General features: G+C 45.3%; 7 protein-coding genes. All 7 read left to right on the top strand.

Going from position 1 to position 25,032, the window contains the following annotated elements:
• The first annotated feature begins 14 nt into the window (after positions 1 to 14).
• The 7 genes from K1Y79_RS03135 (at position 15) to K1Y79_RS03105 (ending at position 24,399) form a co-directional block, all read left to right on the top strand.
• Positions 15 to 8,873 (top strand): non-ribosomal peptide synthetase, encoded by an 8,859-nt coding sequence (locus tag K1Y79_RS03135; protein ID WP_220248537.1) that lies wholly within the window; start codon positions 15 to 17, stop codon positions 8,871 to 8,873.
• Between the two features lie 40 nt (positions 8,874 to 8,913).
• Positions 8,914 to 17,562 carry a non-ribosomal peptide synthetase gene (locus K1Y79_RS03130; protein WP_220248536.1) on the top strand — a complete coding sequence of 2,883 codons (8,649 nt, stop codon included), beginning with the start codon at positions 8,914 to 8,916 and terminating at the stop codon, positions 17,560 to 17,562.
• Between the two features lie 18 nt (positions 17,563 to 17,580).
• Positions 17,581 to 20,040 carry a TonB-dependent receptor domain-containing protein gene (locus K1Y79_RS03125; protein WP_220248535.1) on the top strand — a complete coding sequence of 820 codons (2,460 nt, stop codon included), beginning with the start codon at positions 17,581 to 17,583 and terminating at the stop codon, positions 20,038 to 20,040.
• A 51-nt stretch (positions 20,041 to 20,091) separates the two neighbouring features.
• Positions 20,092 to 21,318, top strand: coding sequence for a Fe(II)-2OG oxygenase family protein (locus tag K1Y79_RS03120; RefSeq protein ID WP_220248534.1), 1,227 nt, complete (start codon positions 20,092 to 20,094; stop codon positions 21,316 to 21,318).
• 9 nt (positions 21,319 to 21,327) lie between these two features.
• Positions 21,328 to 22,719, top strand: a complete 1,392-nt coding sequence (locus K1Y79_RS03115) for a serine hydrolase domain-containing protein (RefSeq protein WP_220248533.1) — start codon at positions 21,328 to 21,330, stop codon at positions 22,717 to 22,719.
• A gap of 30 nt (positions 22,720 to 22,749) precedes the next feature.
• A complete protein-coding gene (locus K1Y79_RS03110; RefSeq protein ID WP_220248532.1) occupies positions 22,750 to 23,913 on the top strand; it encodes a glycosyltransferase family 9 protein in 1,164 nt (387 codons plus the stop codon).
• Positions 23,914 to 24,039: 126 nt separating this feature from the next.
• A complete protein-coding gene (locus K1Y79_RS03105) occupies positions 24,040 to 24,399 on the top strand; it encodes a hypothetical protein (RefSeq protein WP_220248531.1) in 360 nt (119 codons plus the stop codon).
• Positions 24,400 to 25,032 lie beyond the last annotated feature (633 nt).

Raw genomic sequence — 25,032 nt, 5'->3', positions numbered from 1 at the left:
GCCAACAACTAAGTATGGAAATCAAAGAATTTATCAATAAACTTCAGCAGCATAGTTTTTCGTTAACCGTAGATGGCACAAGACTTATTCTGAAGGCCGACAAGCACAAGCTGACCGAAGCGGAGGTCAATGCTGTGAAGAATAACAGGGAGATCATCGACTTTATACGCAACAATAAAGAGAAGCTGATTGAATACATTAATGAGATAAAAAAACGTCCTGACAATAATATATCGTCTATTTACCGTTTAAGCTCTCTACAAGCGGGGATGCTGTTCCACAATCTCTATAATGCGGAGACAGGCGCATATCGTAACCAGTTAAAGTGTGATCTGCATGGATTGAAAGAAGCGGCTTTTACGCAAAGCTGGCAGTACCTTCTCAGGCGGCACAGCATTTTGCGCAGCAGTTTTTATTACGACGCCTTTAAGATCCCCGTACAGTGTGTACACAGAGAAGTAAGTATGCCGGTTGAGATTATCGATTACCGGCATCTGCCGGATGAAAGAAAAATAGAACAGGCACTGGCGTATGAAGAGGCTGACCGCCAGCAGGGATTTGACTTCAAAGCGGCCCCACTGATGCGTGTCGTACTCCTCCGGCTGGAAGATGACCACTACAGGATGTTATGGAGTTCGCATCACATACTGATGGATGGTTGGTCTATGCCTGTATTAATAGAAGAATTTCTACGCGCTTATGAAGCGTATGCCGCTGGTCAGGAACCTGCGGAAGGTGAAGAAGACCGCTATGAAGATTATATCCGTTACCTGGAACGTCGCGATAAGGAGGCAGAAGAATCGTATTGGAAGCAATACCTGTCCGGGTTGGAGGCAGGAACAATGCTGCCTTTTATTGCATCTTCTTCCCGAAGAACACATGGAGTAGGAGAGTTCCGTGAGGAAGTGATGCATTTTGGACCAACGCTGGCAGCCAGTGTAAACGACTATGCAAGAAAGAACAGAATCACAATCAATACACTGATGCAGGGCATCTGGTCCTACCTCTTGCATCAATATACCGGCAGTTCCGATGTTACTTTTGGCGTAGTGATGTCTGGTCGCCCGGAAGATTTACCGGGTGTTGAGAGGCGTGTTGGCATGTATATTAATACACTGCCATTGAGATCGGTTTTATGCGAGGACGGTGCCATACCGCAATGGTTGCAGCGCTTACAACAGGACCAGTCAGGTTCTCAGCGGCATCAATATTCATCTCTCTCAGATGTGCAGCGCTGGGCTGGTGTACAGGGAGATCTTTTCGATAGTATCATGGTTTTCCAGAACTATCCCGTATCTGATATGATTGCAGCGGCTGACTGGTCATTAAAAGTCGAAAACCTGGTTGGACTGGAACAGACGTCCAACTATCCGCTATTGCTGCGGTTCTCGCTGGATAGAGATATTACGTTGCAGCTCATTTACAAGGATGACCTGATTGCGCCGGTATATATCCGCCAGCTAAAAACACATTTTGAACAGGTACTTTTGCAGATCCTTTCACAGGAAGATCTTATACTGAAGAATATCAGTTTGCTGGACGATACCTCGCGGCGTCAGTTGTTATATGACTTCAATGATACAGCTGTAAGTTGGCCAGCGGAAACAGGTAAAACGCTGGTAGCATTATTTGAGCAACAGGTGCAGCGCACGCCTGATAAGATAGCTGCGTTCTACGAAGATCAGCAATTAACTTATAATGAATTGAACATACGCGCTAATCAGCTAGCGCATTACCTGCGCAGGGCAGGGGTTGGCACAGAAACGCTGGTACCGTTGTTTGCTGACCGGTCACTGGAAATATTAACTGGCATACTGGGTATTTTAAAAGCCGGCGGTGCATACGTGCCTGTTGATCCGTCTTATCCCGAAGCGCGGATACGTTATATACTTAATGATACCAAGGCCGCTGTAATGGTTACAAATGCGGGTCAGCTATCTACAACAGGACTGTTTGATGGCAGGGTAATCGATCTGGTCGCAGATAAACTACTGATAGCAGATGAACCTATCACAGACCTGGCGAATGTAACAGGTCCGGATAAGCTGGCATATATTATTTATACTTCCGGTTCTACGGGTAATCCGAAAGGAGTAATGATGGAACATGCAGGAATTGTAAACTTCCTGCTTAACCAGCGGGCTGCATTCGGTATAAATGAAACAGACAGGATACTCCAGTTTACAGGCTATTCATTTGACGCGTCTGTGGAACAGATATTTTCCGCGCTTACCACGGGCGCTACATTAATTGTTGCGCCGGACTATGTGCGGCTGGACAGGGAGCTGTTTGACCAGTTCATGCATACTAATAAGATCACACATCTGCATGCTACACCCGTGTTTTTACGGACCTTGTCGCCGGAAAGATATAAAGAGCTGAGAAGAGTAATCGCTGCCGGCGATGTATGTAAAAGAGAGCTGGCAGAGCGTTGGGCACCTTTCTGCAAATTTTATAACAAGTATGGTCCGACAGAGGCAGCCGTGTCTGTAGCTCAGTACCAGTATAACTCCGCATCTGTCATCACGGGCATTAATACCGTTCCTATTGGTCAGCCGCTGGCCAACACACAGATCTATATCCTGGACCGTAATGGTGTGCCTGTTCCGTTAGGCATAACAGGAGAATTATGTATAGGCGGTGTGCAGGTTGCCAGGGGGTATCTGAACAATGAGACGCTGACAGCCCAGAAGTTTATCAGCGATCCCTTCAGAGCTGACAACAGGCTGTATAAAACAGGTGACCTGGCCCGCTGGCTGCCAGGAGGTATTATAGAATATATCGGGCGTACAGATGACCAGGTGAAGATTCGGGGATACCGTATTGAGTTGGGTGAAATTGAGCATGTACTGCAGCAGTACCCAGGTGTTCATCAATGTGTAGCCATCGTGTCAGGAGACAATAATGACAATAAGCGATTGATTGCATACGTGAACACGTCGGATGACTTCAACCAGGAAGAAGCGATGAAGTATCTGAAGAGCAGGTTAGTAGAGTATATGGTACCATCCCTGGTTGTAAGATTGGAAGCCATACCGCTGACAATTAACGGAAAGGTAGACAGGAAAAAGCTGGCCGCGTTAGATAACAGTTCATTGCTGGCCATCCGTTATCAGGCACCCCGCAATGAAATGGAACAGGGATTGGCCACAATCTGGCAGGAGTTACTCAGTGTGGAAAAAGTGGGTATCAATGATAACTTCTTCGAACTTGGAGGAGACTCCATCATCACGATACAGGTGGTAAGCAGGGCGCGCCGCCTGGGTTATGAATTACAGGTGGGCGATCTGTTTAATTATCACACAATTGCCCGTATTTCCGCAGCTTTGCAGGAGCGGAGCGGCGTAGTAAAAGAGGAAGGCCAGTCCGCTGAAGGAGAGTGCGGTTTGCTACCTGTGCAACAGGATTATCTGCAACGCACCAAAGAGGACGTCTCTCACTATAATCAATCTGTACTGCTGAGCATCAGTAAAGAGATATCCGCAGCTGTGCTCAACGAAGTGACAGGACATATCCTATCACATCATGACAGTCTCCGGTTCAGGTATTACCAGGATGACAATGGCCAATGGCATCAGTCTTATACTAACCAGCAAACCGAAGTGTTTATTGCAGATCTTTCTTCCTTGGTATCAGAAGATCTGGGGACAGCTATTAAAGAACGTTGTGATTATTATCACCGCCAGCTGGACATTGAGCAGGGTATTCTGGTCCGGGTGGTACTGATGCAGACAGCCGATGCTGAAACGTATAACCGCCTGTTTATTACCATACATCATCTGGCAGTAGACGGCGTTTCATGGCGTATCCTGCTGGAAGACATGGAAATGCTGTTGTCTGCAATCCAGGATGGCAGCCGGTTAAAGTTGAGCCGTAAGACGGCTTCTTACCGGCAGTGGTATGAGCAGTTGGTACAATATGGGCAGCGCAAAAGTCTTCAAAGGCAGCTTGCATATTGGAAGCAGCTGCAGGATGCTTATGAGCCGTTACCAGTAGATGCCGCAGACAGAGAAACAGCATCTTCAGAAAGTCATGTGAGCCGTTTAGGCAAGCAATGGACAAATCAGTTATTGCAGGAGGTATCTCAGGTATATCATACCGAAATAAATGATATGCTGCTGGCAGGATTGACGAAAGTATTATGTGAATGGAGCAGTCGGTCATCATTGGTAATCGGGTTGGAAGGTCATGGTAGAATCGGCCTGCCTGGTGACATTGATTTGAGTCGCACGATAGGCTGGTTTACGGCAAAGTATCCGGTACGGCTACCATACGAAACGGCAGCAGGTACTGACCAGTTAATAAAAGGCGTGAAGGAAGCCCTGCGCCAGACTCCAGATAAAGGCCTTGGATACGGAGTAATCCGTTATCTGGTGAAAGAAGAGGCGCTTCAGGGAGACAGCTGGGATGTTTTGTTCAATTACCTCGGCAGAGCGGACAACGTTTTAAGTGGCAGCCAATGGTTTCACCCGGCGTCAGAAAATACCGGACAGGGAAGCGCTGAAAAACATATGGCGGCTGAAGGCATTAGCATCAATGCTGTGGTGGCAGATGGTGAGTTAGTCATTCGTTGGGATTACAATACCCGATATTATAATGCAGCAACAATCAGTGAATTGTCAGCGGCCTATGTAAAAGGTCTGGAAGACCTGATAACTCATTGCCTGAAGAGGAAAGAACAAGGTGTAGTTGTATTCACACCTGCTGATTATGGTTTGTCTGGCGAAGTCGGTTATGACGAACTGGACGTATTTCTACACGAGCCGCTATCTGACGGACAAACCAGGCAATCGCAGATTGAAAGCTGTTATCGATTAAGTCCGTTACAATCGGGCATGCTATTTCATAATTTGTATGATGGAGAAGCGGAGGCTTATCGTAACCAGCTGAAATGCGATCTGTACGGCTTGCAGGAGGAGGCGTTTACTAAAAGCTGGAGGTATCTTTTAAAACAGCATAGTATTCTACGCAGTAGTTTCCATCATGATAGTCTGAAGATACCTGTACAATGTGTATACCGGGAAGTTGATATACCCATCGAAATACTCGATTACAGGGAAATGACATCCAGGCAGCAGGAGGATCTGATAAAGGCGCGTGAAGAAGCTGATCGTCAGCAGGGATTTGATTTCAGTAGCGTGCCGCTGATGCGTATAGTGTTAATCAGGCTAACTGAAGACCGGTACCGTATGCTTTGGAGCTCTCATCATATACTGATGGATGGCTGGTCAATACCAGTATTGATAGAGCAGTTTCTACGTGCATATGATGCATATGCTACAGGACAAGAGCCGGAAAGCAGTCCGCAAGATCAGTATGAAGATTATATACGCTATCTGGAGCGCCGGGACAAAGATGCTGAGGAAACTTACTGGCAGGCATACTTGGAGGAGCTGGAGGGCGGAACCACCTTGCCTTTTATTACTACAAACGTAAAGGGTGCGCATGGTGCCGGTCAGTACAAGGAAGAGACACTTTCTCTTGATGCAGAAGAGGCCACACAGATTGTGGCATTTGCAAAAAGCCGCCGGTTGACTGTTAACACCCTGATGCAGGGGGTATGGTCCTACCTGTTACATCAATACACCGGCAGCAGTGATATTGTGTATGGAGTGGTGATGTCTGGCCGTCCTGAAGATCTTCCCGGAGTAGAGACGCGTGTGGGGATGTATATCAATACGTTGCCTTTACGGTCAAGATTGAAAGAGGATCAGCCTGTTGGCGATTGGTTGCAAAACTTACAGCAGGACCAGTTGCAATCCAGGATTTATCAATATGCTTCATTGACAGATCTGCAGAAATGGTCAGGTGTACAGGGCGATCTTTTCGATAACATCATGGTTTTTCAGAATTACCCTGTTTCAGAAGTATTGACAGCGGCAGACTGGCAACTGAAAGTAGATGATCTGGTAATGCTGGAACAGGCAAATTATCCTTTTTATATTTCAGTGGGCGTGGCAGGGAAGATTAATGTGAATTTCTTCTATAATGTTGCATTGTTTGAAGCTGCTTATGTGGAACAGATTAAAACGCATTTCCGGCATGTGCTGCTACAGTTCATACGCGAAGATAATCCGTTATTAGGAGATATCAGGTTGTTGAACGATGCAGCGCGCAGTAACATGATTAATATGTTCAGTAATGCAGCTGGCATAAGTCCGGCAACAACATATAAGACTGTAGTCGAACTGTTTGAAGCGCAAGCCACGCTGACGCCGGATCATACGGCAGCTATCTATGGTGATCAGGAGTTAACGTTCGCAGCACTGAATGCACAGGCAAATCAGCTGGCACATTACCTGATTGAAAAAGGCGTCGGTGTCGGAACGCTGGTGCCGGTATATGCTGAGCGCTCATTGGAACAGCTCATTGCAATCATTGGTATTATGAAGGCAGGAGGAGCTTATGTACCGCTGGACCCTGCACATCCGGAGCAACGCATAGCTTATCTGCTGGATGACACGGCCGCAAAAATAGTAATTACCGGACCTGCAGATAAAAAGCTTGTTCCGGAAAATGCATCAGCGCTTACCCTGGTAGATCTTGTTGCAGATGAAGAGTGCTTGTCTGCCGGCTCAGCCGCCAATCCGGAGATTGCTATTGCTGACACAGATCTTGCTTATATTATTTATACCTCCGGCTCTACGGGCAGGCCCAAGGGCGTGATGATAGAACATCGTAGCTTGTCTAATTACCTGTTGAATAGTCTGAAAAGATATACGGGTGCTGGCATGGGGAGCTTTGCCCATCTGTCTTATACCTTTGATGCATCCCTGACAGCGATGTTTGTGCCGTTATTAAATGGCCGATCGGTCATTCTGAGCGATGTTCAGCCATTAGAGGTATTCAAATCCGCCGCATTTACAACAGGCAATTTTGATTTTGTAAAGATGACGCCTGCCCACCTGCAGTTACTGGAAGATGTTATGTCATCCACAGTAATGAATATGCCTGGAAAGATTGTGCTTGGAGGCGAGCAGCTGAATTATGACCAGATACAGTACCTGGAAAATGCTGATGAGGAGATTACTATTATCAATGAATATGGTCCTACGGAAGCAACAGTAGGGTGTTGTGTATATCACCTCTCTAACAGAGATTTGACGGGAGTGTATGGAGCGGTACCGATAGGTCAGCCGTTGGATAACGTAAACTTGTATATCGTTGACAGGAATAATGAACCGGTAGCCCTGGGAGTAGCAGGCGAGTTGCTGATTGGCGGAGTGCAGGTGGCCAGGGGTTATCTGAATAATCCGGCATTAACAGCAGAAAAATTCATTGCAAGTCCGTTTATACCTGGTGACCGGTTATATAGAACAGGGGACCTGGCGCGCTTGCTGCCGGATGGGAATATTGAATTTGTAGGCAGGATCGATGAGCAGTTGAAGATCAACGGTTACCGGATAGAACCGGCTGAAATAGAAGCAGCTTTAAGAAATATCCGTGGAGTGAGAGAGGCAATCGTATTGCCAGGTAGTGCTGAAAAAGGACAAGGAGCAGGTATGAGGGCCTATGCGCAGGTGGATAGGCAGCACTTGCCATTACTTGCGAATTACCAGGGACTGTTGCATAATAAAGTAGTAACAGCTACAGACCTTCATGTATTGCCTAATGGCTTGCCAGTTCTCAGTGCAAATATCAATGAAGTAAGATTTCTGTATAAAGAGATCTTCCAGGATCAATGTTATATCAAGCAGGGACTGTATCTCAGGGATAACAGCTGTGTGATAGACATAGGCGCAAATGTGGGCTTCTCAACGCTATTCCTGCATCTGTTACACAAGGACATCACCATATATTCTTTTGAGCCAATACCGGAAGTGTATCATTATCTGGCGCAGAACCGTGCATTATACAATGTAAAAGGTAAGTCATATCAATGTGCTATTTCAGATAGCAATATGTCAATAGAGTTGACTTATTATCCGGAGGTAAGTATTGTATCTGGTATCAACGAAAGCAGCGCAGAGGCGAAGGAATTGGTAAGAGCATATGTGGAACATGCCGGTATAGGAGACCTGAGCGATACAGAGATTGATGCGATGCTGGATGCTAAGTTAACACATAAGCGGATCACCTGTCAGGCGAGGACAGTGTCCCAGGTGATCAGGGAGGAACAGCTTACAATGGTTGATCTTTTGAAGATTGACGTGGAAAACTCGGAAGAGTTTGTGCTGGCAGGCATTGAGGAAGAAGACTGGAATAAAATTAACAGTGTGATTATCGAAGTACATGATGTGGAAGGACGTCTGGACAGGATAACAGGTTTGCTGGAACGTCAAGGTTTCCGTCTATACACAGAAAAGGAACCATCGCTATCAGGAGACAATATTCTGTACAACATCTTCGCGTTCAGGCATGAGATCACTCCGAATATACCCGCATATACCGAACCTGATATGCAGATAGCTGAACAGTGGCAACATCCTGACGATTTCATCGGCACGATAAAGTCAGCATTGCAGCAACACCTGCCAGCATATATGATTCCGGCGCACGTTGTACTACTGGATAAAATACCTTTAACGCATAACGGGAAAACAGATAGGAAGGCGCTGCTGTCCTTGCCTGTCAATGTGGGCCGTCAGGAACAGACCCGTGCCTATACCGAAACAGAGCTGCAATTGATAGCTATCTGGAAAGAATTACTGGAGCTGAAAGAAGTAGGCGTCAATGATGACTTTTTCCACATAGGGGGCGATTCGCTGTTGGCAATACGTATGATATCTGCTATAAGAAAGCAACTGGGAGTGGAAGTGTCAATCAGTGCGTTCTTTGAATTGCTGACAATCGAAGAAGTTGCAAGATACATCAAAATGAACCGGCAGGATGAAGTGACAACTGCTGAAGATTATGAAACGATCCAGCTTTGATCACTGAGAGGAAACAGTTAATAAACACAAACAGTTCACCATGTCTGAATTTAATCTTGCGAGGGTTGTAAGACTACTTGAAAAGGCCAACGATACAGGAATCAGGATCTCCTTCAAAGAAGACAATATTATAGTGGAAGTGCAGAAGGGGAAGATGGCTGATATCAGTATTTTAAATGAATTAAAGGCAAATAAGCCGCTGCTGATAAATTACTTCAGGAACTATGCTGCCAGGAATAATCATCTTTTAGAGACAAGCCCTGTGCAGCATATTGGAGAAAGACCAGCGGGGTTAGCGCCACTTTCCTTTGCGCAGGAGCGCTTATGGTTTATAGATAAAATGCAGGGCAGCGTTCAGTATCACCTGCCCTGGATCTTCCGGTTGGAAGGACACCTGGACATTACTATCCTGGAGAAGGCTTTTAAAGCTCTTCTAGTCCGCCATGAAATATTGCGGACTGTTATCAGGGAGAAAGAGGGAGAGGTGTATCAACAGGTAATGCCGGCAGATAACTGGACGTTGACACTGGTGGAAGCAGATGAGATAGTGCAGATTTATGGTAGTGTACAGGCATACCTGCATCACCAGATTGCACAGCCGTATGATTTGTCTAACGACCCGGTACTGAAGGTATATGTGATCCGGCAATCGGCCACTGAACATCAGCTATTGGCATTGCTGCATCATATTGCCTTTGACGGCGGATCAGTACCTGTGATGGCACGGGAACTCACAGCATTGTATCAAAGTTACAGCCAAGGACAGCCGGTAGATTTACCTGCCCTCCCGATCCAATATGCTGATTATGCCATCTGGCAGCGGAGATCCATGCAGGGTGAGGCATTACAGCAAAAGTTACATTTCTGGAATACGCAGCTGAAAGACCTGGCTACCCTTGAACTGCCGACGGACTTTACCCGGCCTGCGGTACAATCAATCAGCGGCGATGAGCTATCCATTACGCTCAGCAAAACGTTGAAGGATGATCTGGTAAAGCTGTCCCGTAAGGAAGGAGTTACACTGTATATGACCTTGCTGGCAGCATTTAAAGTACTACTGTACCGCTATACAGCGCAGGAGGATATATGTGTGGGTACCCCTGTGGCAGGACGTCAGCGCCAGGAAGTAGAAACACTGATAGGCTTCTTTGTCAATACCATTCCCCTGCGGAGTCAGTTGTCGGCAGATGAGCCGTTTCATACGCTGTTGCAGCGTCTCAAATCTGTGGTCTTACAGGGATTTGATCACCAGGAGATTCCTTTTGAGAAAATTGTGGAAGCGCTAGGTTTGAAAAGAGAATTAAACCGGAATGCAGTATTCCAGGTGATGTTTGCCATGCAGCAGGCAGCCGGCGATACACCTTTGACCATGGATGGTATACAGTTGTACCTGGAAGATCATACAGTGACCACCGCTAAGTTTGACCTGTATATGAACGCGACAGAGTTTGAGGACGGCCTCCGGGTAAGGATTACTTATTGTACAGACTTATTCCGACAGGAAACCATCAACAACATGTTGCAACATTTTGAGCAGGTGCTGAGGGCTGTAACGGCCAATGCACAGGTAAAGGTGGGCGCAATTACTTTGCTGACACCCGATGAGGCGCTGGCGCTGGAAGCAATATTAGCTGGTGTTAATACCGGTGATAAAGTCGGGATAGTAACAGACCTCTTTGAGCAGCAGGCAGCGGCATATCCTGATCGGAGTGCGGTGGTGTATGAGTCATCTGTACTCACTTACAAGGAATTGGATGAAAGAAGTAATCAGGTGGCAACGTACCTGGTAGCGAAAGGCGTTGGTTCGGGCATATTAGTGCCCATTTGTATCGACAGGTCACTGGAAATGATTATCGGTATACTCGCTATATTAAAAACAGGCGCAGCTTATGCGCCGGTTGATCCCGCATTTCCCGATGACAGATTATCGTATATACTTGAAGATCTGGCAGCAACAGTGATATTGAGTGCAGGAGAGCAGGTACCGCGACTGAAGGCCTTTCTTGGCGAGCATACCGCCGTTGAGGTAATTGCGCTGGATGATAATCTGGCAGCTTTTACACAATACAAAGCCGATCGTCCTCAGAGAAATATTGTGTCTTCAGATCTGGCTTATGTGATCTATACATCAGGTTCCACCGGGAAACCCAAGGGAGTGATGGTAGAACATGGTCAGCTGGCTGTTTACCTGGAAAGTGTAGTTGAGAGATTCCGTTTAAAGGAGTGTAATAGTTTTGCGATACTGGCAAGTTTTGCGGCAGATGGCGTTATAACAGCCATGTTTGCCGCTTTATGTCATGGAAGCGTCCTGCATGTACTCAGTCTGGAATGTATTACCGATCCCCGACTGATGCAGGCTTATCAGGAAGCGCATGGTATTGAATGTTATAAGATGACGCCTACTATGCTGGAGGCGCTACTTGAATACAAAGATGTGCATGCAGTCATGCCACGCAAGAAACTGATGATAGGCGGTGAGGCGTTTACCTGGGAGTTGATCCACCGGGTCTGGCCATTATTGCCGGAGGGATGCAGCATTCTGAATCACTATGGCCCAACAGAAACGACTGTAGGCGTAGTAACCTATGAATTTCCGGATCCGCAGGCTTATGAGCGCAACCGGTTGGTGCCGATAGGTACACCTTTATCAAACGTACAGGCATTTATACTGGATAAACAATTATTACCGGTGCCGACCGGCGTAGCCGGCGAGCTATATATTGGTGGCCCTCTTGTAGCCAGAGGTTATCTGAAACGGCAGGAACTGACGGATGAAAGATTTATCAGCCATACCATATCAGGCCGGACGATCAGGTTATATAAAACCGGAGACACCGTTAGGTATCTGCCCGATGGCAATATTGCATACCTCGGTAGAACTGACGACCAGATTAAGATTCGCGGTTACAGGATAGAACCAGGGGAAATCGAAAGCGTATTAAGAGAGGTGGAGAATGTGAAGATGGCAGCGGTTAATGTAATGGAAGATGATCAGCATAACAGGTCCCTGGTGGCCTATCTGGTTACAGAAGGGGATTTGGATAAAGATACGCTGGCAGCATATGCCAGGAAGAAGCTTCCTGAATATATGGTGCCCGTGTACTGGATTAAACTGGATGCGTTTCCACTGACCGTTAACGGCAAACTTAACAGGAAGGCGTTGCCTGCTGTCAATGCAGACCATGTAGCTAAACGACCCTATACAGCCCCGGGGGATGATACAGAAATCGCACTTGCAAAGATCTGGCAGCAGTTACTGAACACAGACAAGGTAGGTATATACGACAACTTTTTTTCGCTAGGTGGGCACTCATTACTGGTCACCAGGATGATCGCAGCCATTCGTACACAATTGAAACTGGAGATCAACATCCGTGATGTTTTCCGCTATCCGGAGATTGCCGCATTAGCTGCTTTTTTGAAGACACAGCAGGAACAATATGTATTGCCACCTGTATCACCTCAGCAAAGAGGCGGATTGATTCCTCTTTCATTTGCCCAGGAAAGACTATGGTTTATTGACAAATTACAGGGCAGTGTACAGTATCATATGCCATGGGTCGTACGTGTCAAGGGCGATCCCGATATACAGGCGCTTGAATATTCATTCAGAGCAATAATCGAACGGCATGAAGTATTAAGAACAGTTATCCGTGAGTCAGACGGAATAGGATACCAGGAAATTCTATCCGCGGAAAACTGGCAACTACACCACCTGCAGGAGACGGAAATAGCCGGAGCTGGTGATACGATGGAAGCGTATATTACCAGAAGGATAGCGCAACCATACGATTTATCACGTGACTGGATGTTACAGGTGGACGTAATCAGCTGCAATGAGGGGGATCATCTGTTACTGATCCTGTTACACCATATTGCCGGCGACGGCTGGTCTGTGTCTGTAATGATCAGAGAACTGGCCTCGATATATAACAGTTATAAGCAAAAAATACCTGCTGTATTACCTTCTGTAAACGTACAATATGCAGACTATGCATTATGGCAACGCCGCTACCTGGAAGGGGACGTATTGCAGAAGCAGTTGCAGTACTGGAAGGGCAGGCTGACTGACGTGGTTCCTTTCAGGCTGCCTACTGATTTTCCCCGTCCAGCGATCCAGAGCGTCAATGGAAAGGCTGCGTTATATACACTTGATAAGGAACTGACCAGGCAATTGCAGCTGTTTTCACAGAAGCAGGAGGTGACCCTGTTTATGACCCTGTTGTCTGCTTTCAAGGTATTAATGTACCGTTATACCGGGCAGTATGACATCTGTGTGGGGACCAGTCTGGCCAATCGTACGCAGCAGGAACTTGAGCACCTGATAGGCTTTTTCGTCAATGCATTGGCATTGCGCAATCATATAAATCCGGCTGACTCTTTTAGTGCCCTGCTTCAGCAGATCAGGACCTCCACGCTTGAGGCCTATGATCATCAGGATGCACCATTTGAGAAAGTTGTAGAAGCTGTGGCAGGAGGACGTGATATTGGTAATACGCCTATCTACCCCGTGATGTTTGTACTACAGAATACACCGGAAACAGCGAAGCTGGACTTTAATGGTCTGGAGCTGGAAGGCTACGAGTTTCAGCATGTAACATCGAAGTTTGATCTGACTTTTAGCTTAAGGGAGACAGCTGATCATATCAGGATACATGTTGAATATTGTTCTGATCTCTTTGAAGAGACGACCATCAGGCGTATGATCAGTCACTATGAGAATCTGTTGAGGGCTGTTATCCGAAACTGTGAAGTACCCGTAGGTAGAGTACAGTTTTTGTCTGCCAGTGAGAGACAACAGTTACTGGTTGACTTCAACCAATCCGCTGTTTCATATCCTGAAGCTGGCAAGACTGTGGTTGATCTGTTCGGGGAACAGGTTATAGCTACGCCGCAGGCAATTGCCATAATAACAGCAACAGCGCAACTAACATATCGTGAGGTAGATGAGAGGGCTAATGAGTTGTCCCGTTACCTGATTGAACAGGGAGTTGGCAAAGATGCGCTGGTGCCTGTATGTATCCCGAGAAGTGTGGAGATGGTCATTGGTATATTAGGAGTACTAAAGGCAGGCGCTGCTTATGTGCCACTGGATCCCACATACCCGGCGGATCGTATTGCCTACATACTAGATGACACCCGCGCTTCGGTTGTTATAACCACAACAGCATATCGGCATCAGGTCAGGAAGGGGCAACTGCACATAGTAGATCTTCAGGAGATGAAAACCCTGCAGAATGAAGAATTTAAGCAGGTATCATCATCACCTGCTATTAAAGATCTGGCTTATGTAATCTACACTTCCGGATCAACTGGTAAACCGAAAGGAGTGCTGATACAACATGATAGTCTGATGAACTATCTGCTGAACTGCCGCAAGCGATATATGGGTACTACTGCGGGAGAGGGGAGCTTTTTCCATCTTTCCTACACCTTTGATGCTTCGCTGACAGCATTGTTTCTGCCGCTTATAACAGGTCGCTCTGTAGTGATAGCCCCTGCAGAAGTAGCAGCGGCAGAAGTGTTTCTGGATCCATTGTTTTATTCCCGGACATATGAATTTATCAAGGCGACACCCGCACATATGGGTCTGCTGGAATATGCTATGAAAGGTCATCCGGGAATTACACGAAGGCTGGTGTTAGGAGGGGAAGCATTGCAGGCGGGGCAATTACAGTACTTGGCAGCGGAGGGTATGGAAATGGAGATAGTAAATGAGTATGGTCCTACAGAAGCTACAGTAGGTAGTAGTGTGTATGTGCTGAACACAGCGTCAGGGCAATTGCCGGCAGTAATACCAATTGGCAAACCACTGGACAATGTTACCATGTACATACTGAATGAATTGCTCGAGCCATCGCCCGTAGGTATCGCCGGTGAATTATGTATAGGTGGGGTACAGGTGGCGCGAGGGTATTTGAATCATCCGGAGCTGACCGCCGAGAAATTTATCAATAGTCCGTTCAGAGAAGGGGAGCGTTTGTATAGAACTGGCGACCAGGCAAGATGGCTGGCAGATGGTAACGTGGAATTTATAGGCCGAATTGACGAACAGGTGAAAATACGTGGTTACCGGGTTGAGCCGGGGGAAGTGGAAAGTGTGGTGAATAAACTGGATGCTGTTAAAGTTTCGGCTATAGTAGTGAAAGAAGATGCCAGCTTGATGAAACGACTGGTTTGTTACTATGTACCTCATCCGCAGGCGATCAGTTCGAGAAAGGCAGAGTTCTTTGAAAGAAGAGTCAATACCTGGAAGGAACTGTATGAAACGACCTATGGACGAGCAGAGAATGAGGAGAAGATAGACGATGAATTTAATATAGTCGGATGGAATGATAGTTTTACTGGCGGTGCTATTCCTGCCCCGGAAATGAAGGAGTGGCTGGACGATATCAGGTCGGTTATTCTGTCGGAGCGTCCTCAGCATGTGTTGGAGATAGGATGTGGTACAGGGCTTATTTATTACAGTATTGCTGGACATATTACTAAATATACAGGGACAGACTTTTCTGCCGGATCTATTAATAGTATTACCCGGCATATCAGCGGAAGGGAAGACAGGTACTGCGAGACAACTTTGCGGGTATGTCCTGCGCACGAGGTAAGCGCCATGCCGGAAGAAGGGATTGATACCATTATTCTTAACTCGGTAATACAATATTTTCCCGGAGAGGATTATCTGACAGGAGTAATACGTAATGCAGTTAGTTCGCTAGCGGGAAAGGGCCGCATTATTATAGGAGATGTGCGTGACAACCGCTTATTGACATTGTTCAAAGCCCGTTTAACTATCGATAAGTTGAAACGTACAACCGGTATAAGGGAGTTTGCCTGGAGGACAGCGCAGGAGACCTTGAAGGAAGAGGAGCTTTGTTTATCGCCTGCTTATTTCTATGCACTGAAAACGATTTTACCTCGTATCAGTCATGTGGAGTTGAGATGGAAACAGGGAGACAGCTTAAATGAACTGACCTTGTATCGTTATAATGTAGTGATCTATGTTGACTGGAACAAGCCGCAGGTTACCCCTGAGTGGCAGGATTGGACAGGGGTATCAGACCAGCAAGGTGTAATATCACAGTTAGAACAGCGGGTACCTGTCTTAGCTCTTAGGCATATGCCTAATGTAAGATTGTGGAAAGAGCGGTATATCAGTGAGGCATTAACCGATAAAACATACGGTACTATACATGATCTTGTGAAAAAGATGCAAAAACCAGATGAGGAGGTAGCAGCGGCAGCAGGTATATTGAGTTTCGCAGGAGCGGCAGGATATACGTGTCATCTGTATCCGGATAAGGACCCGTTGAAAATGCATATAGTGATGAGCTTAGCGTCTGTTGAGGGATTTATTAAGCAGGAGAGCGATAATGTGTCCGATAGTGAACAAGTGACTAATAATCCTGTGTTCACAGAGATCAATGCATTATTACAAAGAAGAATGCGGGCATCTTTGCAGCAACGGTTGCCTGAATACATGATACCAGCAGAATTTATAGCAGTGGAGCAGCTGCCACTTACAGGAAACGGCAAAACGGACCGGAAGTTCCTGAGCAGCACCGAAGATTTGCGTACTGCCGCCAACAATGGTTATCAGGCTCCGGGCAATGAGTTGGAACAAAGAATAGCAGACATCTGGCAGGAGCTGCTGGGAGTAGAGCAGATAGGCGTAGACGATAATTTCTTTGAGCTGGGGGGGCATTCAGTATTGATGGTGCAATTGTTACATAGATTTTCAGATTGGCATATAACACTGAAGGATCTGTTTGTGCACCAGACAATTAAGCGACAGGCGGAACTGATTACCAAACGTGGAGATCATTCTGAAATATTTATACAAAAAAGGAGTGTTTTAAATAATCATTTATTATTATTGCGGTCAGGGAAAAAAGATCTCCCTGTATTTATTGTTCCCGGTTCAACAGGTGTAAGTGATTCCTATGAAGAACTTGCATCGTCAATCAAAACGGAATACCAGGTTTACGGCATACAGATGCAGGGTGCTTTTCCTCAAGAAGACCCATTGAAAGACCTGGAGACATTAGCCGCAAAACATATTGAATGGATAAGAGAAGTTCAGCCCAAAGGCCCATACAGGATTATAGGCCACTCTTTTGGTGGATATGTAGCATATGAGATGGCCAGGCAGCTTGAAATAGCGGGAGAGGAACTCGGCTTACTTTCGATTATAGATGTAGAAGCTGCATCCGTTAAGAAAAATCCGGAGTCAGAAGAGGAAATGATTGATCTGCTGATGCTGATGGCAGGAAGGATATTTGAGCGTTATGGAATAATTGAGCGGCCCTATCCACGGTGGATTGAGGAACTAAAAGCACAGCTGTCCGGCTTGCAGACAACAGATAACATGATCATGGCGATCATGCAATTTGCCAAAGACCGCTTCGCAGGAAAGAATGTAGCAATAGATGCACTGTTTCAGTTACTCAGATTACAGACAACCAACGCATTAATGTCCCGCAGCATTAATATGATGAAACTGAAAGCTTCGCTCGTGCTTGTAAAAGGAGCAGCAGAAGACTGGTCGGCTTTTGCACATGATCTGGGTTGGGAAAAATGTTTTGATAGTGTAGAAGTGTTTGTTGTACCCGGCAACCACGCTGACATGTTGCAGAAGAGTGCAGGAAAAATGGGAACGATCTTTACTGAAAAACTAAAAACCTTACAATAGAAGTTTATTCCGGTCGTTATGGTAAAAAGAAACATCCTGTTTTGTTTGACTATCTTTTTGATATTGCTGAATGATTGTTATGCCCAGGAAAACACGCAGGCTCATATAAAAGGAACCGTTAAGGATGGACGTACAAAAGAAAATGTACCCGGTGCTTCTGTGCTGCTGGAAAGTATTTCCGACTCTTTAAATAAAAAGACAGCATTAAGCAATAACAATGGTGCTTTCTCTTTTGACAATGTCACTAATGGTAGTTACAATCTTACCATCAGCTACCTGGGATTTAAAAAGCATAGGGTTGAACAGATCCTGGTAGACAAGCAAAACAGAGAAATTGTGCTTGGAGATATCCTGCTGGAACAAAGCAATGCAGCTTCACTGAATGAAGTAGTGGTAAGTTCACGTAGAGCATTTGTTGAGCAGAAGATAGACCGGGTAGTAGTAAGTGTAGATGCGCTGATTGCTAATACTGGTACGACTGCCTTTGAAGCCCTGAACAATTCTCCTGGCGTAACAGTCGATGATGGCGGTAATGTTAATCTGAGAGGGAAGGAAGGGGTAAGGGTTTTTATCGACGATAAGCCGACCTTTCTTACCGGCAGAGAGCTGGTGAGTTATCTCAAATCACTTCCTTCCGGCGTGGTAGACAAGATTGAGATTATGTCAAATCCTCCTGCAAGATATAATGCAGATGGTGCTGGTGGTATTATCAACATCCGGACGAAACGTTCCAAAACGAAAGGTTTTAATGGCAACGTCAATGCCAGTTACAGCCAGGGGGTATATCCACAGACCAACAATTCATTTAACTTCAATTACAGGAATGATAAATGGAGTCTCTTTGGCAATGCAGGTTATTCCCTGTTGTACAATTTTGTAAATTCCGATCGTACCCGCCGGTATGACTACAAGGATACTTCTCAAAACTACACCTTGCAACAGCATTATGTGGAGAAGAGCCGGCGGCAGGGTGTAAACTATAAGCTGGGCGCAGATTATAAGATCAGTGACAATAGCAGTATCGGCGTTATGTTTGCAGGTAACAATATGTCTCCGTACAGAGAGAATGGCAATTATGATATCGCTTTTCTGAAGCCACGGGGAAGTGTAGATTCTTCTATTTATATACTGAGTAAACTGAAGGAGAGATCCAGGAATCTGACTGCAAACGTAAACTTCCGTCATCAGTTTGGTAAAGCCGGCAATGTACTTACGGTAGACCTTGACCATCTAAATTACAAATATGAGCAGGATCAGCTGTCTGCAAGTACGACCTATCTTCCTGATCAGACGATATCTGCCTATTACAATCTTACGTCAGATAATCCTTTCCGTGCGAGAATTTACAGCGGAAAGGCAGATTACGCTCAGGAGATCTTCGGAGGCATTAAATTCGAGGCAGGAGCCCAGGCCATCTTATCTGAGAGAAACAGCGAAGGGATATACTTTAACAGTGTAGGGGATGTATTGCAGCCAGCTTCACATCTGAACAATAAGTTTGGTTATAAAGAAAACATCAATTCCCTGTATGTTAACTTTAATAAAGACTATAAGCGGTTTTCACTGGTGGCTGGTCTCAGGTTGGAGAATACAATTTCGGAAGGCCATATCTTTGAGACGGCTACCATGCCCGATTCATTGTTCAAGATTGATTATACCAACCTGTTCCCGAATGCTTACCTCTCTTACAAGCTGGACACGGCAGGCGTTAATGTACTGACTTTATCAGCAGGAAGAAGAATCTCCCGTCCTGGCTATCAGGATTTGAATCCGTCTGTATTTTTCTTTGATAAATATACCTCTTATACGGGCAATCCATTACTGCGACCAGAGTATGCCAACAACTTTGAGTTATCATACAGTAATGCCGGCGACTATACGGTTACCCTGGCTTATAGTCGTGTAGGAGGAACTATTACGCAGATTTATGAGCAGGTAGACAGCGCCTTGATTGCCAAGCCTGTCAATATCGATCTGGTGACGAATTTTGGTATCAATACGAACCTTTCCTTTGATCTGACAAAATGGTGGAGTGCTAACCTTTATCTTGAACTGGTCAGGGCTACCTTTAAAGGCAGAGTGGGAGCGGATGAATATATTGATAACAGTCGTACGACGTTCCGGGTGAATGGCAGTACTCAGGTAAAGTTAGGTGGAGGATGGAGTGCAGAGCTGAGTGGATTGTATAAGAATAAAATGGTCATCGGACAGGCTGTATTGGCCCCTGCATGGCGTATGAATGCAGCGGTGCAGAAGAAAATATTCAAGAATAAAGCAACACTTACCCTGACAGGCCAGGACATCTTCCGCAGTTGGATAGTGAATCGAGACATTTTTATACCGGAGGGCGTAGTATCGCTTTCCAACAGGTTTGACACCCATCGTATCACGCTCGGAGTTAATTACAGATTTGGTAAATCCGGTAATGCGCGAGAGCGTAAAAGTGGTATCCAGGATGAACAGAACAGGGTTGAATAAAGAACCCTTACAGATATACCCGCGTTTAGTATAACCCGTAAAACCGCCAACATGAACTGGATAAATTATCGCAGTACAAAGCCGTTGACCTATGCACGAGAAAATATTGCTGCATTCCCTGAAACATGCATATTGCAACTCTCTGCACAAGAGACCGAATTGTTTACCCAAATGGCCCTATCGATTAAGGCCAACCCATACAAAACAGAAGAACAGGAAGACTTTATTCTCGGAGCGAAGCAAATAGCCGCAGCCTTTTCACCAGCAGCTCGTCAGTTTATTGATCAGCATCTTCAACAGGGATTTGGGGCCGTACAGGTGAAAGGCGTTCCTATTGATGAAGATTTGCCGGAGACTCCTTCTATTGGTGGGCCACTGTCACCTGATTATAAGAAAACATTTGTGTCAGAAGCCATGTTAATGGCACTGGGCGCGCTTACAGGCGCAGAACCCTTTAATTTCAGGCAGGAAGGACAGGGGAAAGCGCCATTGATTGACAATATCGTACCTGTTTACAAACTGAAAGCACAAAAGGGAGCAGGCGGCTTCGACAATAACTTCCCTTTTCACTGTGAAAGCGCCTGGCACAGGAAGAGGCCTGATTACCTGATACTCCAAGGTATAAGGGAAGCGCCTGATGCTAGAACGCTGGTTTTCTCCACACAAATGTTTGAGAACAGCAAATGGCAGGATAGCAGCCTGGATATCAGCAACTGGTTCCGTCTGAAAGCACCTGATTTGTATGTACAGATGGAACAGGCGGGTATACCGATGGGTACCGCCAGCTATTCATTTGAGCCGCCATTATGCAGGGAAGCAGGTAGCTTTAGGTTGAATATTAACTTCAACGGCACAGACTGTATAGATATGGATGCGGTGAACTGGTTGTCTGAGCTGGAAGATTTTATAGAAGCAAAGACGGTAGGCGCGGTGATTGCGCCAGGTAATGCCTTACTACTGAATAACCATATTACCTGTCACACAAGGACCGGTTATACACCTACTTTTAATGGAATGGACCGCTGGTTTCTGCGTGGATATTTTAAGAAGGATTTATGGTCTGGAAGTACATCTACCGCAAACAACGGTGCATATGATGCTAAAGCTTTCAGTGAGTTAATGGAACTTGGCTGGATTACTAATGACGGTAACCTTACCAGTACCTTTGCTAAGTATATTTATCATCCGGAGGAAACGAGGCAGCTGACAGGCAGGATGGCAGAACTGGCAGCACTTGCGTTTCATTACACTCCTATGGCCGGAAGCCGCCTTGTTTAATGCACATCTATGAGGATAAGAAAGATCATTTACATCACTGGTATTAGCTTAGTTGTTGTTCTGCTGGCAGTGATCATTTACGTAGGTAACAGCACTTTTCCCATTATCAGTGGTTATGCTGCCAAAATAATGTGCTCGGAAGTCTTCATAGGCGGGCGTCAACCTGACCGTGTAACAGCGCAGGACCTGAGCGCTTTTCCGTTATCATTGGCCCGCTGTAGTGTTGATTATAAGGATAGCAGCGTAACTGCCAGTGTATTTGGATTTTCCGGGAGGAAGGCGCTTTACCGGAAAGGAGTAGGAGCTACATTGATCAGTGAGTTAGCAGAAGATGTTATTCGCAGACAATCATTTGCCATCCCTCCACCAGATACAATAAATATGTCAACGGTAGCATGGCCGATGGGAGATAAGGTTGCAGACACCATTCCCGCTAATGTAGATAACCAACAGCTTAATGAGGCCATAGACTTTTTATTTACCGAACAGGATAGCAGCCGTAGGAAGCTGACCCGTGCCGTGGTAGTTGTCTACCGGGGGCAGATCATTGCCGAAAGATATGCACCTGGCTTTTCGCAACACTCAATGCTACTCGGTTGGAGTATGGCGAAGAGTGTGACCGGTGCATTGGCCGGCTTGCTGGCACAAAACGGGCAACTGGATGTGGATGCTCCAGTTCCGGTTAGCGACTGGCAGCAGCCAACTGATAAGCGGCATGCTATTACTACAAAAGATCTCTTGCAGCAATGCAGTGGGCTACGCTTCGACGAAGACTACAGTAAACGGTCTGACGTAACCAGCATGCTTTACCTTAAAAGCTGTATGGGATGCTTCGCAGCAGATCATTCACTGGACACTGTGCCGGGTACCAGATTTAGATATACCAGTGGAAATACCAACATCGTTTCGCAGATTATCAGGAATGTAGTCGGGGAGCAGGACTATCATGCTTTCCCGTATAAGGCACTGTTCTACAAACTTGGAATGTATCACAGTCTGTGGGAACCGGATGCATCAGGTACTTATGTGGGTTCTTCCTACATCTATGCCTCTGCCCGGGATTGGGCGAGGTTTGCATTATTATACCTCAATAAGGGCCGTTTTAATAACGAACAGATATTGTCTGAGAATTGGGTGAAACAAACAATCAGTCCTGGTCCGGCAGCCAACTTTGATCGTTACGGATATACCTTCTGGCTAAACACAGGAAAGCAGAAGGGTGATGGCCACAGAACTTTTCAGGATGCACCTGACGACATGTTTTATGCTGACGGTTTTCAGGGACAAAACATCTTCATTATACCATCAAAAGATCTGGCAGTAATTAGGCTGGGAATGACGCTCAGAGGTGGCTACCGCGCCAACCGCACATTACAGTTAATACTGGCGGCTATTCATTGACATTGATTACCAACTTTAAAAGTGTCTATTATGAATGTTTTAGAGAATACACTGGATGTAATCCGGAAGAATACTGCTAATATTCATGTGGAGAATATCAGGAATGTACTGATAATATACGAAGAGAAAACCTTTTACATTGGGGATACCTGCATTCTGTTTGATAACCTGAGATATGTCAGGACATTTTTCCACAAAGCTAAGGTAGAACTGAATTTCCTCAATAAAAAGAATATGAGGTACTATCATGCCCTGCTCGCCAATAACCCGAACTTCGACAGCATCAGGGATGATGACTGGGCAGACATTGATTTCAGCAAATATGACCTGTTGATATGTGTGACTTACAAAGAGCAGGCATTGCTGGAGTTTCTGCATGATACATATCAGGACCTCCTGACCAAAGATCAGTTCAGACTGGCAATATGCTCATTTTCAGAAGGAATACTGGTACCTCTGAAGAATATTACCTATGTATTTCCGGAGTATCAACCCCTCAGGGATTATACCCTGGCTTCCAGTGCGACCACTCCCTGTGAATTATACTTAACCACAGAAGAAAATGAGTGGGCAAACACCTGGTTAGCCTCACAAGGAGTTGGCGAAGAAGATGATCTATATATTATGTTTGATTCTGCCTCTGAAAGACATAAACTGCTGGATATCCGTGTTTATTTTGACTTACTTGGCTGGTTGCTGGAACAGCCGAATGTTAAAGTGCTGATCTTTGACGAAAAGGATATTGGTAAAAGCGCCTTCTACCTGGAATGGCTTGGGGAGGAAAAAATGAACAATATCATTATTTCAAAGAAGCTTGGATTCCGGGAAGATCTGACCCTCATTGGCTCTAAGTACACAAAGGTGGTTTTGGGTCCGTGTACCGGGTTAATGCACTGTGCTTCCAGTATCTTCAATAATTTGCTTATCAATGGCTTAGCTATCGATAATATCCCGCTGCTGGTTACTTATACCGGACAGTATATAGGAGAGAACAATAATATTAATGTCTGGTGGGGAAATGCTCCCTTGGTGAATTGTCTGCTGTTAAAAGAGATTGATCAAAGGAAACAGATTGTGCTACTGAGGGATCTGACAGCGGAAGAGCGTAATGTAAAGGATTCGCTGCCCTGTAGTGAGTATACTTTCGAGATGCTGGTGGACTTTTTGAGTGCCCGGCTGCCCGTGAGTTTGTAAAACTACCAGGTAGTTGGTATTTTTACAACTTCGGAGACTAAATGCCTGGCTAGTGTGGCACCAGACGCTACTATTTGGCTGTTGCACCGCACTCATTTGGTTTCCTTTTAACTAAATCTTATGAAGATGTACAAACTATTATGTGGATTCCTGCTGCTTTTTTGTCTGCAGACCAAAGCGCAGTCTAAAGACTCGTTGAATGCAAAACTGGCGGAAGCCAAACGTGAGATATTGGCAGATGTCGTTATTAACGACAACGCTAATAAAGCATTTGATGTTTTAACACAGAAAGCTGCAGAGGCCTACCAGCATGACGGATCAAGCAAAAATCTGGCTAAAATCATTGAACGTTACCGCGCCTTGCTGACAGAAATCAAAGGTGCACAGACGCCGAAGACCAACAATACTGAGGAGTTTGAAGTTAGCTACGAATCTATCAAGAAAGCTAAGCTGAAACTTTGCCCGCTCTATCCTTTTTGTAACTAAGGGATAAGTTTAGTCTTGCAGAACGAAACAGAGCTGTAAAACAATAATAAATGGAAAGGTCGGAGGCATTTCTCCTGCCTTTCCATTTATGTTATAATCATTGGCAGTGTCAAAGTACATATCGACTGTCGTGTCAGAATTGTGAGTAAGAAGGATACCGGTTATTGGAAAGCTGGAGATAGGAATCAGTTAATCCTCAAAAAAAGGATAATTACGAATAAATAAAGTCAACTTATTTACATGTCAACTATGCCTAGGGTATTGAATTACTCCTGAATGAATACAATCACATTCTGCATATGTACACGATGATCATATATATGCGACTGCACCTAGATTTATACTTATAATCACAAAATTTGTTGTCTTTCTGACAACAAATGAACTTCTAAAAGTATGACTCCGAAATAAATGATGTTACCCAACTATAGTTTGAGCAACTTCAAATGATATTTTGTGTGTTACTCAGCCGAATTGAAGCTGACATTCTTTAATCATGAAATTAGCATTGCTTCTATTATCAATGTATAATAGTCCGGTATCTGCCGCTGGCTTACATCAAAGATAGTTATAGAGACAGCAGGCTTTAGGTAATATATTGAAATATATACATGTATAATTTATTGATATTTT

Origin of the sequence: Chitinophaga rhizophila (assembly GCF_019492185.1) — a bacterium.
In the GTDB taxonomy this organism is placed as follows: Bacteria; Bacteroidota; Bacteroidia; order Chitinophagales; family Chitinophagaceae; genus Chitinophaga; species Chitinophaga rhizophila.
Note: the sequence above shows the minus strand (reverse complement) of the source record. Positions and strands in the feature narration are given on the sequence as shown.

Excerpts from the sequence above, each read along its gene's own strand:
- K1Y79_RS03135 (WP_220248537.1), top strand. The coding sequence starts at position 15 with ATGGAAATCAAAGAATTTATCAATAAACTTCAGCAGCATAGTTTTTCG.
- K1Y79_RS03130 (WP_220248536.1), top strand. The coding sequence starts at position 8,914 with ATGTCTGAATTTAATCTTGCGAGGGTTGTAAGACTACTTGAAAAGGCC.
- K1Y79_RS03125 (WP_220248535.1), top strand. The coding sequence starts at position 17,581 with ATGGTAAAAAGAAACATCCTGTTTTGTTTGACTATCTTTTTGATATTG.
- K1Y79_RS03120 (WP_220248534.1), top strand. The coding sequence starts at position 20,092 with ATGAACTGGATAAATTATCGCAGTACAAAGCCGTTGACCTATGCACGA.
- K1Y79_RS03115 (WP_220248533.1), top strand. The coding sequence starts at position 21,328 with ATGAGGATAAGAAAGATCATTTACATCACTGGTATTAGCTTAGTTGTT.
- K1Y79_RS03110 (WP_220248532.1), top strand. The coding sequence starts at position 22,750 with ATGAATGTTTTAGAGAATACACTGGATGTAATCCGGAAGAATACTGCT.
- K1Y79_RS03105 (WP_220248531.1), top strand. The coding sequence starts at position 24,040 with ATGTACAAACTATTATGTGGATTCCTGCTGCTTTTTTGTCTGCAGACC.